This window comes from Rummeliibacillus sp. POC4 (assembly GCF_003576525.1).
In the GTDB taxonomy this organism is placed as follows: domain Bacteria; phylum Bacillota; class Bacilli; order Bacillales_A; family Planococcaceae; genus Rummeliibacillus.
Genome location: NZ_QWUA01000055.1, coordinates 1 through 12,606 on the forward strand (window position 1 = coordinate 1; position 12,606 = coordinate 12,606).

The following is a 12,606-nucleotide window of genomic DNA, read 5'->3' on the forward strand; positions in this document are numbered from 1 at the left end:
GTCTTATTTTTAATTTTGAATTGTATAAAAATACAGGAAATTGTCTTGTTGAGCCATATGTGTTCCTACCCTTAAAATGAGGATAGAATATAAAGGGGGGGAATGATTTTATGGCACTATTAGATATTTCGATAATTGGAGTCCCTATGGATCTGGGACAGCTACGTAGAGGGGTAGATATGGGGCCGAGTGCAATTCGATATGCAGGTGCAATCGAGCGTTTACAATCAATTGGACATCGCGTAGTAGATGAGGGAGATATCTATATAGATCATTCAAAAAAGGGGAATTCTAATCATACAACTTTACGAAATCTAGATGCCGTTGCTAATGCGAATATCGAATTAGCACATAAAGTCCATAAAGTTGTAGCTGTTGGCCAATTTCCATTGGTTTTAGGGGGAGATCATAGTATTGCAATTGGTACATTAGCGGGAATATCAGATGCCTATAAAAATTTAGGTGTCATTTGGTATGATGCTCATGCAGATATGAATACGAGTGATACCTCACCAACAGGTAATATTCATGGAATGCCATTAGCAGTTAGTATGGGATTAGGGCATGAACGATTAGTGAACATAAGAGATTATTCACCTAAAGTTAAACCAGAGAATATTGTTATTATTGGAGCTCGTTCAATTGACGAAGGTGAGAAAAAGTTAATACATCAAAAGGGAATAAGAGTTTATACAATGCATGAAATTGATCGGTTAGGAATGACGGATGTAATACAAGATGCCATTATCTATTTACGAGGGCAGAATGTAGATGGGGTGCATCTATCATTAGACTTAGATGGGATTGATCCTATATATACTCCAGGGGTTGGAACTCCAGTGCCAGGAGGAATTACATATCGTGAAAGTCATTTAGCGATGGAAATGTTACAGGATTCAGGATTAATCACTTCTGCTGAGTTTGTTGAGGTAAATCCGATTCTTGATGAAAAAAATAAAACAGCTGATGTAGCTGTTGCCTTAATGGGTTCTCTATTTGGCGAAAAATTAGTCTAAGGTTAAAAATTTTTCACGTTTAAGTAAATCTAAAACTTTTTACAAAGATTAAAAAGAGTCGGTGACTTTCAATCGGCTCTTTTATTATATTTTTTAGAGTTATTTTTGTGTGGAGAAAATAATAAAAGTTGTAAGTAATTTACTGGAAGTATTGGTATAATAAAATATAAAGAATATTATTTAAAAAATTTCAAACAAAAATGAAACCATAAAAGTAACTTGTTCGTATATAACGGGTAACCGCATAGCGGAGGGGAAATCACATGGATGCGTTAGTCAACAAAAGAATAAAGCAAGTGCTGAAAGGTGATCAACAAGCGTATTCAGATATTGTGAGCCTCTATCAGCAACAGGTATATCATGTATGTTATCGTATGTTGAACAATCGACACGAAGCAGAAGATATTGCGCAAGAAGCTTTTATTCGTGCATATACAAATTTGCACACTTTCGATTTAAAAAGAAAATTTTCAACATGGCTATTTCGTATAGCAACAAATCTATGTATTGATAGGATAAGGAAAAAGAAACCGGACTATTATTTAGATGCTGAAATTGCAGGTACTGATGGATTGGATATGTATTCTCAAATTGCTTCCACTAATCGACTCCCTGATGAAGAAGTTGAAAGAATGGAATTGCAAGAAAGAATCCAATATGAGATTAGTTGCTTGCCGGAAAAGTATCGTGTAGTTATTATCTTAAAGTATATGGAAGAATTGCCGTTGCAGGAAATTAGCGATATTTTAAATATGCCACTAGGAACAGTAAAAACACGTATTCATCGTGGTCGTGAAGCATTAAGAAAGCAATTAGGCAATTTGTAGGAGGGGTTTCACTATGAGTACATGCCCTGAACATATCGTGCAATACATGCATGAATATTTAGATGGGGACATTAGCCGCGAACATGAGCAAGAGCTAAAGGCATATATGCGAGATTGTAAGGATTGTCAACAGCATATGCAAGAGTTAACAAGTACCATAGCGTTCGTCAAAAGTGCAGCTGTTATAGAAGTGCCTCCAAATTTTGTAGAACAAGTTATGCAAAAACTTCCTAAAAGAAGAATGCGAACAGGTGTCCAAAGTTGGCTACGGCGACATCCCTTTTTTGTCGCCGCTGCATTGTTTTGTATTTTTATGAGTGCCTCTCTATTTTCAGGATATAAAAACGATCAAGAGTTTTCTTTCACCAAACAGCCAAACCTACAAGTGGAGGGGCAAACAGTTATAGTCCCTGAAGGTGAAACCGTAAAAGGTGATATTGTTGTGAAGAATGGTGATATTATTGTAAAAGGTGCTGTTGAAGGTGATATAACAGTTATTAACGGTAAATATATGGCCTCTACGGCAAATGTAACTGGTCAAATTGATGAAGTCGATGAAGTGTTTGAATGGCTATGGTATAAAATAAAAAGCAGTGCAAAAAACGCATGGTCTTTTATTGAGAAAAATGAATAAACTGGTATGGAAAGTCTACTTTTAAAATAGTGGGCTTTTCTGCTTCATACAGGTAGAAAGAAAGGTAAATGTGCTATACTTGATATATAGTACTCGCTAGAAAAGTGGGGGATCCACATGTCTTTTATTAATGAATTTACACAATTCACCAGCAACCAATGGGTGAAAATGGTATTAAATGTAATTGATATTTTATTAGTATGGTTAGTGATTTACAAGATATTAACATTGATTCGCGGTACTAAGGCGGTTCAGCTTTTAAAAGGTATTTTCGTTATTATAATTATTCGGATTATAACAGTTTATTTTGGACTAACGACGCTAGGATGGATGACAAAGCAGGTTATAAATTATGGTTTCTTAGCAATCATTATCATTTTCCAACCTGAATTGCGTAGGGCATTAGAGCAATTAGGTAGAGGGAAGTTGTTTGCTAGAAGCAATTTACAAGAGGAAGAAGAACAAGCAAGATTGGTATCTGCTATGTCTAAATCAGTAAGTTATATGGCTAAACGTCGTATTGGCGCGCTTATTTCAATTGAACGTGATACAGGGTTAAATGATTATATTGAAACTGGTATACCAATGTACTCCGAAATTTCTTCTGAGTTAATCATTAATATATTTATACCAAATACACCGCTTCATGATGGAGCAGTGGTTATACAAAAGAATAAGATAGCTGCAGCAGCATGTTATCTACCTTTGTCAGAAAGTCCATTCATCTCGAAAGAACTAGGTACTCGACATCGTGCAGCAATTGGAATAAGTGAAGTGACTGATGCAGTAACAGTTGTTGTCTCAGAGGAAACAGGTGCTATTAGTTTAACGATAAATGGAGATTTACATCGTGATTTATCGATTGAAGAATTTGAATCTCGTTTGCAACGCGCATGGTTCGGGGAGTCAACTTCAGCAATTAGTACCTCCAAATGGAACTGGAGGGGTGATAAAAAGTGATGGATAAACTAATTGATAGTCCATGGTTTGTACGTATTACAGCCCTTGCGTTAACATTACTAATTTTCTTTACCGTAAAGTCTGAAACAAGTACTGAAAATAATACAACGACAACATCTGACCGCCAATCTGAGATTATTCATGATGTCCCAGTAAAAGTACTATATGACAATGAAAACTTGATTGTCTCCGGTGTTCCTCAAACCGTAGATGTGTCTATTGAAGGTCCGTATGCACTGGTATTTCAAAAGAAGACGATTAAAGATTACCAAGTTTACTTAGATTTAAGCAAAGCAACTATAGGTAAACATAAAGTCAAATTTAAATATAAGGGCTTTTCAGATAAGTTAAAAGTTCGAGTTGAACCAGCCACTGTTAATGTTTCGATAGAAGAAAAGGTAACACGAACATTTAAGGTTGAACCCGATTTTAATGAAAGCCAACTAGCTTCTAATTATTTTGTTAAATCGATGTATGCAAATCCTAATGAAGTAACAGTAACTGGGGCAAAAAGTGTTGTTGACCGTATTGTTTATATTAAAGCGATGTTATCGGGTCAATTTTCAGCTACAGAGTCCTTTACAAAAGAAGCAGAGGTTAAAGTCCTGGACAGAGATATGAACAAACTCGACGTGATAGTCGAACCAGCAACTGTACCAGTGAAAGTTGACATTGGGGAGTATAATAAGGAAGTGCCAATTTCCTTAAATGTGAAAGGCAGTCCTAAAAGTGGTTCGAAAGTAAAATCATTAAATACTGACACAAACTACATTACATTGTTTGGTTCAAAGAAGGATTTAGAAAAAATAACCACATTTCCTGTTGATGTAGATGTTACGAAATTAAAAAAATCTGGTGATGTAATTGTTAATTTGCCAAAACCAACAGGTGTGACAAAACTTTCTGTAAACCAATTGAAAGTTCATGTATCATTAGATGAATCCATTACTACCGATCAACAAAAAGGTGAAAATACAATTGAACAAGATGAAACATCAAATACATCTATAAAAACATTAGAAAATGTTAAGGTGCAAATAAGAAATTTAGATACAAAACAATACACCATTGATGAAAATGCAGATCATTATGTATCAGTTGTAATTACTGGTGATCAACAAAAACTATCAAATGTCAAAAAATCAGACATACAGCTTTATGTTGATGCAGATAATGTGACTGAAGGAGTTAATACTTTAAAAATAGTAGGAAGCAGCCCATCAGGTACTACATGGAAAGCTACACCAAGTACTATAAAACTAAAGGTAAAACAACTGTCTTAAACAGATTTGTAAAAATGGATATAGTTTTGAAGGAGAGAATACAAAATGGGTAAATATTTCGGAACAGACGGCGTCCGCGGTGTCGCCAATAGTGAGCTAACACCTGAGTTAGCATTTAAATTGGGACGCTTTGGTGGATACGTTTTAACGAAAGAGACCACAGAACGTCCAAAAGTATTAATTGGACGAGATACACGTATTTCAGGCGAAATGTTAGAAGGAGCGCTTGTTGCTGGATTACTATCAGTAGGAGCAGAAGTTATGCGTTTAGGCGTGATTAGTACTCCAGGAGTTGCTTACTTAACACGTGTAATGAGCGCTCAAGCTGGTGTTATGATTTCAGCATCACATAATCCTGTTGCAGATAATGGTATTAAGTTTTTTGGCCCAGACGGTTTTAAATTATCAGATGCACAAGAGGAAGAAATTGAAGCTCTACTAGATCAAGAACAAGACCAACTACCTCGTCCAACAGGTGGTGACCTTGGTTCTGTAACTGATTACTTTGAAGGTGGACAAAAATACATTCAGTATTTGAAACAAACCGTATATGAAGACTTTACAGGTATTCATATTGCATTAGATTGTGCAAATGGTGCAACATCAGCTTTAGCAACACATCTATTCGCTGATTTGGAAGCTGATTTATCTACTATGGGTTCTTCTCCAAATGGTTTAAATATTAATGATGGTGTCGGCTCAACACATCCTGAAAAACTTGCGCAATTTGTTCAAGAAAAAGGTGCTGATGTAGGTTTAGCATTTGATGGTGATGGAGACCGTTTAATCGCTGTTGATGAAAATGGTCAAATTGTCGATGGAGACCAAATCATGTATATTTGTGCAAAACATTTACATGCAGAAGGAAAACTACAAAAAGATACAGTTGTTTCAACTGTTATGAGCAACATGGGCTTCTACAAAGCTTTAGAAGAAAATGGTATGCATAGTATCCAAACTAAAGTAGGAGATCGTTACGTAGTAGAAGCTATGCGTGAAGGTAACTATAATGTTGGTGGCGAACAATCAGGTCATATCGTATTCTTAGATCATAATACAACAGGTGATGGTTTACTTACTGGCTTACAATTAGTTAATACAATGAAAGTAACCGGCAAGAAATTATCAGAGCTTGCTTCTGAAATGACGATCTTCCCTCAAAAACTTATCAATGTTCGTGTAACAGATAAACACGCTGTGAAAGAAAATGAAAAAGTAGCAGCAATCATTGACCAAGTTGAACATGAGATGAACGGAGATGGACGTGTCTTAGTTAGACCTTCAGGGACAGAACCATTAGTTCGTGTCATGGTAGAAGCACCATCAAGTGAACTATGCGAATCTTATTGCAAACGAATTGCAGATGTCGTTCGTGAAGAAATGGGATTAAAAGATTAATCATTAAAAGAAATTTGATAAATTGACAAAGAAGAAATCTCTTAGACGGGATTTCTTCTTTTTTGTGCAAAAAATTTATGATGTTGTTAAATCATAATTCATATAGTGAATACTAAGTTTGTAAAATCTGTAATAGTAATGACAAACTTTTTTAATAAAAACATGCAACAAAATGGTAGCCAATTGCGTATAATAAGGTAATTGATTTTATTTTTGTATTGTAAACCTTTTCAATGCATGTTTGTAATTGACTATGAAAAGTGTTTTCAGTATGATGAGAATGCTAAGAATTTTTAAAGGTCTAACCTCTTAAAAAAGATTAGTATATTGCTAAGGAGGGTCGTATCGAAGCAAAAAATCGGAAAACAGTTATAGCGCCAGTACTGAAGAAATCGAGCGTAGAAGCTTCAGTAGACGAGGTGGAGGAGTATCGAAGTTTTCGGCGGATGCCTCCCGGTCGCAAGTGCCCGATCGTATGCTTACTTTTAAATGGCTCAAGTAATTGAGCAGACAGAGAGAGTAAGAAGGCAAAATAGCAGCTGTACTTTTGTGTACTTCACCTATTTAGGGGAAGGCTACTTTTATACGGCTAATTTTGCGAAAGTTCGGAGGAAAATTAAATGTGTGGTATTGTTGGATATAATGGCTTACTAGATGCCAAAGAAATATTATTAAAAGGTTTAGAAAAATTAGAGTACCGTGGGTATGATTCTGCGGGTATCGCTCTTATCAATAATGAAGGTGTAACAGTTTTTAAAGAAAAAGGTCGTATTGCAGATTTACGTGAAGAAGTGGATCCAACAGTTGAAGCTACTGTTGGAATTGGACATACACGTTGGGCAACTCACGGTGTGCCAAACCGTCGTAATGCACACCCTCATCAAAGTGCATCAGGTCGTTTCACATTAGTGCACAATGGTGTATTAGAAAACTATCATCTATTACAAGATGAATTTTTACAAGGTGTTGAAATGCAATCTGATACAGATACAGAAGTTATTGTTCAACTTGTTGAGAAATTCGTCAATGATGGGATGACAACTGAAGATGCTTTCCGTCATACATTAACACTTGTCAACGGATCTTATGCACTTGCCTTACTAGATGCAGAAGATACTGAAACAATTTTTGTAGCAAAAAACAAAAGTCCATTATTAGTTGGTGTAGGTGATGGCTTCAATGTTGTTGCATCTGATGCAATGGCGATGCTTCAAGTCACAAACCAATATATTGAATTGCATGATAAAGAAATCGTTATCGTGGGTAAAGATTCTATGACGATTAAAAAACTAGATGGAACTGTTGTAGAACGTGCTCCTTATACAGCTGAGTTAGATATGAGCGACATCGAAAAAGGCACATATCCTCACTACATGCTTAAGGAAATCGATGAACAACCAGGTGTTGTCCGTAAAATTATTCAAGCATATCAAAATGAAGAAGGCGAGTTAACAATTCCTTCTGAAATTGCCGAAGCACTTCATGAAGCGGATCGTTTATATATTGTCGCTGCAGGCACAAGTTACCATGCTGGTCTTGTAGGAAAACAATATTTTGAAAAGATTGCAGGTATTCCTGTAGAAGTTCATATTTCAAGTGAATTTGGCTACAACATGCCATTGCTATCGAAAAAACCATTCTTTATCTTCATCTCTCAATCAGGTGAAACAGCTGACAGCCGTCAAGTATTAGTGAAGATTAAAGAACTTGGTCACCCTTCTTTAACTATCACAAACGTACCAGGATCAACATTATCTCGTGAAGCAGATTACACATTGCTATTACATGCTGGTCCCGAAATAGCAGTAGCATCAACGAAGGCATATGTCGCACAAGTAGCAGTACTTGTGATTGTTGCCTATGTAGAAGCACAATCACAAGGTAAACAATTAGACTTTGATCTTAAAGCTGAACTTGCTATTGCAGCTAACGGAATCCAATCAATTGTTGATGACAAAGATGGTCTAAAAGAAATTTCAGATTCATTCTTAGCGACAACACGAAATGCATTCTTCATCGGTCGTATTGTAGATTACTATGTAAGTCTTGAAGGCGCATTAAAACTAAAAGAAATCTCATATATTCAAGCGGAAGGATTTGCAGGTGGCGAACTAAAACACGGTACCATCGCTCTAATCGAAGATGGCACTCCTGTATTCGCATTAATCACTCAAAAAAATGTGAGTCTAAATCTTCGCGGAAATGTAAAAGAAGTCGTAGCACGTGGAGCTAACCCATGCATTATCTCAATGGAAGGCATGGAAGAAGCGGGAGACACAATTGTTCTACCAGATGTGCACCAACTGCTAACACCACTTGTATCTGTAGTAGCCCTACAACTAATCAGTTACTATGCAGCACTATACCGTGGTTGTGATGTTGATAAACCACGCAACTTAGCTAAATCAGTGACTGTTGAGTAGTTGGTTCAACGGAGAAACAGTTATTGTTGAAAGACAACAAAGTCGGGAACTGACACATTCGACCAAAATTTAATAATTATGAGCACGATTCAATTTTTGTTGGATCGTGCTTTTTGTTTATCGAAATAAACAAGGAATCTGGCGTTTTATATTTACATAAAGGATTTTTTTAATAGAACGAGAACTAGAGTAATATTATCTATTTTAATCTTATGATCTAACAGGTAGTTTAGGTTATTAATCTGTTGATTTGGTGAATTAACGTTTGAATTTTAAATGAGTTGAAATGTATATCAAGTCTATTCATATGATTTATAGATGGAGGGATGTATTAAAAATATGAAAAGGAATGTCTTCATTTTAATAGCGATAGTGGCGTTAACTGTTGGGAGTTATTTTGTTATTGAGTTATTAAATTCAAACCCACCCAAACCGATCCTTACTGTTGAAGGGAAAAAAGTAGAAGTGGCACAAGGATCATATTGTTGGGAGGGACTTATTGATGCAAAGTGTGTTGATACCGTTTCACCACATGAAATTATCAATGTTAAAAATCTTAAACCTATAACGGTATCAGCACAATCTGAATTGAAAATAAAATATAAAAAAGAGCCAATAGAAAATACATTAGGGGTTAATAGATGGATTAATAATAAAGATTCAGAGAGTATTCCAATAAAAAGAAATGTAATACGATTGCCAAAAGAAAAAGGAAAACATGTATACAATGTTTTTGCAAATTGGGATAATGGCAGTTCAAATTATATCTTTGTTGTTGAAGTTAGGTAATCATAAAGCAATTAATGATAGGAGGAAATGACTTTGGAAGAAAAAGATAAACATCATATTTCAATAGGTACAGAAGGCATAACAAATCAAGAAGTAGAAGTCTTTAATCCTATAAAGTCGGATAACGAAGCAATGGGGCTTCAATCTAATGAGAAAAGGTGGGAATTGCATAATAAACCAAAAGGAATAAAGTATATTGGCTATGGAGTTGTTATATTTTTTATTATTATTTTCATATGTACGATTGTTTTTCAGTTTGTGTAACACTATTAGTACCGAATATATAGTTAGAAAAAAATACATGCAGTTTCGAAATATTTAAATGATTATCAGGAGGACTCATCTAATGCAAAATAGCAATAAAGAATGGATTGGTGCAGCTGCAATTATTATTTTACGGGGTAAATTGTTGATGGTTCGTGGCAAGGGCAGAAATAGTTGGAGTGTACCCTCAGGTGGCATTGAGCATAGTGAGTCTTCCGAGCAAGCTTGTATTCGTGAGGTGTGGGAAGAAACAGGATATAAAGTAAAAATAATTCGAGATTTGCATACAAAGGAAGCAGTGATTGATGCGTTCCATGTCACAACAGATTATTTCTTATGTGAAATCATCGCTGGAGTTATTACTTATCACGATCCAGATAAAATTATAGTAGAAATTGCTTGGAAATCGGTTGTTGAACTGGAAAAACTCCCTCTTGATTATCCTGAAGACAAAGATATTTTACTAACTCTATTAAAAACTTCAATGCATAATTGAAATGGCTATGTAAAAAATGAAATTATAATCCTAAAAAGAAATAGATAAAAACGTCGCTGTAATTCAGTGGCGTTTTTATTAAGCTTCGAGAGAAAGAGAGGCAGGCAAAAGTTTTTCTTGTATTAATACGATTATTAAAGCAACTACATTTATATGAACCAATTCATAATGGGGCAACGCAAGTGGATGAAAGTTGCAATTTCAGTAGAAAAGAAGAAAAAAGTTTTACAGACATATTTTAAAAATGGGCTAGATGTGGACTATGTATCACTTCGTCGCTATTTAATCGAATATGGTTTTATGGAGAGAACGGATGATTGTTCGATATATTGGGTGAAAGAATGAACTAAGGGGCTGATTTTTTGAAATCTAACTATTATTCAATTGGACAAATGGCGAAGATGACTAATTTATCTGGTCAAACCCTACGTTATTATGATCGAATTGACTTATTTAAACCAATTTATACAGATGCTTTGACAAATTATCGCTATTATACAGAATCGCAGCTTTATACGTTGGACCTCATTAAAAGTTTGAAATACGTCGGAACTCCTCTTGATAAGATTAAAGAGGTACAACATTATGCTGTGGAGGATATGATTCCTTTTTTAGAAGAACAGGAAAAGAGGATAGAAAATCAGTTAGCCCAATTAAAAGAGGCTCAATATATATTACGTAAGACTAGAAAACAAATGCTTGAACAACTTTCAATCCCTAGCTTTGGCGAAGTATACGAAAAGCGAGAAGATGCTTCACGTATACTCTGTTTAGAGGTAACAAACGTTACAGCTGAATCTACTTCAGCAGAAGATACTATAAAACTAATGAAAGCAATTGAAAATGAGGGCAGCGTACAAACAACTCGATACGGAAGTATATATCCTTTGAAAAACTATCATTCTATAAGTGATATTATCTATCAATTTATTTTCATACCCATATTGACGGAAAAGTCTATTGAATTAGCCGAGGATAACATCACAGTAAGATTAATGCCTTCTGGTCGTTATGCTAGTATTGCTTTTGTTTATTCTCCAAAGGCATATATTGAACATTATAAAAAGTTATATGCATATATCGAGAAAAAGCAGATTCAAACAGAAATGGACGTCTTTGAAATTGTTATGCCAATGCACTATTCACCAAACAAGGAAGAACAGGTCATCGTTGAGTTAAAGTTGAAAATAGAAGATTAAACTCTTGACCTTATAGTTGCTATAAGGTTTATCTTTGAAGGAGCGGTTTACATTGCTATAAAAAATGATTGGAGCATCCTCATGGGTAACAACAAGAATAATATGGTTTTAACAATATTATTAGGGAACTTATTTATTGCTTTCTTAGGAATCGGACTTGTCATTCCTATATTGCCAACGATTATGAATGAATTTAAGATAAGTGGATCTGTAGTTGGGTATTTGACAGCTGCTTTTGCGTTGACGCAACTAATCGTTTCACCTTTTGCTGGGAAAGCAGCCGATCGTTTTGGTAGAAAAATTATGATTGTACTTGGACTATTTATATTTGCACTTTCAGAATTATTATTTGCTGTTGGTCAAAGTATTGAGGTTTTATTTTTATCACGTATTTTGGGTGGTATTAGCGGAGCTTTCATCATGCCAGCAGTGACAGCTTTTATCGCAGATATTACAACATTTGAAACCCGTTCAAAGGCACTTGGCTATATGTCAGCTGCCATCAGTACAGGTTTTATTATAGGACCGGGGATAGGGGGATTCTTAGCTGAATTCGGTACAAGAATCCCATTTTTTGCAGCTGCAATTCTAGGATGTGTTGCGGGCTTTTTATCTTTAGTGGCGTTAAAGGAACCAATACGACGACAAAATGTAAATGAATCTACGGAAACAGAAAAAACAAATAGTTTACGTAAACTATTGATGCCGATATTCTTAATACCATTTAGTTTAATTTTTATTTCATCATTTGGTTTAGCATCATTTGAATCCTTTTTTAGTTTATTTGTAGATAAGAAGTTTAACTTTACACCATCTGATATTGCAATTGCGATTACAGGTGGAGGTATTATGGGAGCAATCGTACAATTGTTGCTATTTGACCGATTAACAAGAAAGATTGGTGAGATTAACGTCACTCGGTATAGTCTCATATTTTCAGTCATTCTTGTATTTCTCGTTACCGTGGTTAATGGTTACTTGTCAATTATGCTAGTGTCCTTTTTTGCATTTGTCGGCTTTGATTTAATCCGTCCAGCCCTTACAACATATTTATCTAAAATCGCTGGGGATGACCAAGGTTTTGTCGGTGGCTTGAATTCGATGTTTACTTCTTTAGCTAATGTTATTGGACCGATAATTGGAGGGCTGCTGTATGATGTGAATATCAATTACCCGTATTATTTTGCAACGGTCTTATTAATAATTGGTTCAATTACTGCATTCGTATGGAGAGACTCGAAGAAGATGATGAATAAGAATTCGATTAAAGAAATAGCAGAGGAATAAGAATTCGAATTTTTTCTCTAAAAAGTAAAA

General features: G+C 35.2%; 13 protein-coding genes. All 13 read left to right on the forward strand.

All coding sequences use genetic code 11. The features are described 5' to 3' along the window. Positions 1–110 precede the first annotated feature (110 nt). Positions 111–1,016 (forward strand): arginase, encoded by a 906-nt coding sequence (rocF, locus tag D1606_RS13525; RefSeq protein WP_119416549.1) that lies wholly within the window; start codon positions 111–113, stop codon positions 1,014–1,016. Between the two features lie 263 nt (positions 1,017–1,279). Continuing rightward, positions 1,280–1,843 carry an RNA polymerase sigma factor SigW gene (gene sigW, locus D1606_RS13530; RefSeq protein WP_119416550.1) on the forward strand — a complete coding sequence of 188 codons (564 nt, stop codon included), beginning with the start codon at positions 1,280–1,282 and terminating at the stop codon, positions 1,841–1,843. Between the two features lie 13 nt (positions 1,844–1,856). Further along, complete coding sequence (locus D1606_RS13535; protein ID WP_119416551.1) at positions 1,857–2,477, forward strand: anti-sigma factor family protein; 621 nt, start codon at positions 1,857–1,859, stop codon at positions 2,475–2,477. A 117-nt stretch (positions 2,478–2,594) separates the two neighbouring features. Further along, positions 2,595–3,437 carry a diadenylate cyclase CdaA gene (gene cdaA, locus D1606_RS13540; protein ID WP_119416552.1) on the forward strand — a complete coding sequence of 281 codons (843 nt, stop codon included), beginning with the start codon at positions 2,595–2,597 and terminating at the stop codon, positions 3,435–3,437. After that, the gene (locus tag D1606_RS13545; protein WP_119416553.1) at positions 3,437–4,720 is read left to right on the forward strand and encodes a CdaR family protein; all 1,284 of its coding nucleotides are present in this window, start codon (positions 3,437–3,439) and stop codon (positions 4,718–4,720) included. Before cdaA ends, D1606_RS13545 begins: the two co-directional genes overlap by 1 nt. 45 nt (positions 4,721–4,765) lie before the next feature. Beyond that, on the forward strand, positions 4,766–6,118 hold the full coding sequence (gene glmM / locus D1606_RS13550; protein ID WP_119416554.1) for a phosphoglucosamine mutase: 1,353 nt from the start codon (positions 4,766–4,768) through the stop codon (positions 6,116–6,118). Positions 6,119–6,738: 620 nt separating this feature from the next. Further along, positions 6,739–8,541, forward strand: coding sequence for a glutamine--fructose-6-phosphate transaminase (isomerizing) (gene glmS / locus D1606_RS13555; RefSeq protein WP_119416555.1), 1,803 nt, complete (start codon positions 6,739–6,741; stop codon positions 8,539–8,541). Between the two features lie 339 nt (positions 8,542–8,880). Next, complete coding sequence (locus D1606_RS13560) at positions 8,881–9,330, forward strand: hypothetical protein (protein ID WP_119416556.1); 450 nt, start codon at positions 8,881–8,883, stop codon at positions 9,328–9,330. A 33-nt stretch (positions 9,331–9,363) separates the two neighbouring features. Further along, on the forward strand, positions 9,364–9,594 hold the full coding sequence (locus tag D1606_RS13565; RefSeq protein WP_119416557.1) for a hypothetical protein: 231 nt from the start codon (positions 9,364–9,366) through the stop codon (positions 9,592–9,594). Between the two features lie 82 nt (positions 9,595–9,676). Continuing rightward, entirely contained in the window at positions 9,677–10,090 is a 414-nt protein-coding gene (locus D1606_RS13570; protein WP_119416558.1) for an NUDIX hydrolase, read from the forward strand. A 186-nt stretch (positions 10,091–10,276) separates the two neighbouring features. Continuing rightward, on the forward strand, positions 10,277–10,435 hold the full coding sequence (locus D1606_RS13575; protein WP_233548115.1) for a DUF2087 domain-containing protein: 159 nt from the start codon (positions 10,277–10,279) through the stop codon (positions 10,433–10,435). 17 nt (positions 10,436–10,452) lie between these two features. Further along, complete coding sequence (locus tag D1606_RS13580; RefSeq protein ID WP_119416560.1) at positions 10,453–11,289, forward strand: MerR family transcriptional regulator; 837 nt, start codon at positions 10,453–10,455, stop codon at positions 11,287–11,289. A gap of 81 nt (positions 11,290–11,370) precedes the next feature. After that, complete coding sequence (gene norA, locus D1606_RS13585; RefSeq protein WP_119416561.1) at positions 11,371–12,576, forward strand: multidrug efflux MFS transporter NorA; 1,206 nt, start codon at positions 11,371–11,373, stop codon at positions 12,574–12,576. Positions 12,577–12,606 lie beyond the last annotated feature (30 nt).

Excerpts from the sequence above, each read along its gene's own strand:
- rocF (WP_119416549.1), top strand. The coding sequence starts at position 111 with ATGGCACTATTAGATATTTCGATAATTGGAGTCCCTATGGATCTGGGA.
- sigW (WP_119416550.1), top strand. The coding sequence starts at position 1,280 with ATGGATGCGTTAGTCAACAAAAGAATAAAGCAAGTGCTGAAAGGTGAT.
- D1606_RS13535 (WP_119416551.1), top strand. The coding sequence starts at position 1,857 with ATGAGTACATGCCCTGAACATATCGTGCAATACATGCATGAATATTTA.
- cdaA (WP_119416552.1), top strand. The coding sequence starts at position 2,595 with ATGTCTTTTATTAATGAATTTACACAATTCACCAGCAACCAATGGGTG.
- D1606_RS13545 (WP_119416553.1), top strand. The coding sequence starts at position 3,437 with ATGGATAAACTAATTGATAGTCCATGGTTTGTACGTATTACAGCCCTT.
- glmM (WP_119416554.1), top strand. The coding sequence starts at position 4,766 with ATGGGTAAATATTTCGGAACAGACGGCGTCCGCGGTGTCGCCAATAGT.
- glmS (WP_119416555.1), top strand. The coding sequence starts at position 6,739 with ATGTGTGGTATTGTTGGATATAATGGCTTACTAGATGCCAAAGAAATA.
- D1606_RS13560 (WP_119416556.1), top strand. The coding sequence starts at position 8,881 with ATGAAAAGGAATGTCTTCATTTTAATAGCGATAGTGGCGTTAACTGTT.
- D1606_RS13570 (WP_119416558.1), top strand. The coding sequence starts at position 9,677 with ATGCAAAATAGCAATAAAGAATGGATTGGTGCAGCTGCAATTATTATT.
- D1606_RS13575 (WP_233548115.1), top strand. The coding sequence starts at position 10,277 with ATGAAAGTTGCAATTTCAGTAGAAAAGAAGAAAAAAGTTTTACAGACA.
- norA (WP_119416561.1), top strand. The coding sequence starts at position 11,371 with ATGGGTAACAACAAGAATAATATGGTTTTAACAATATTATTAGGGAAC.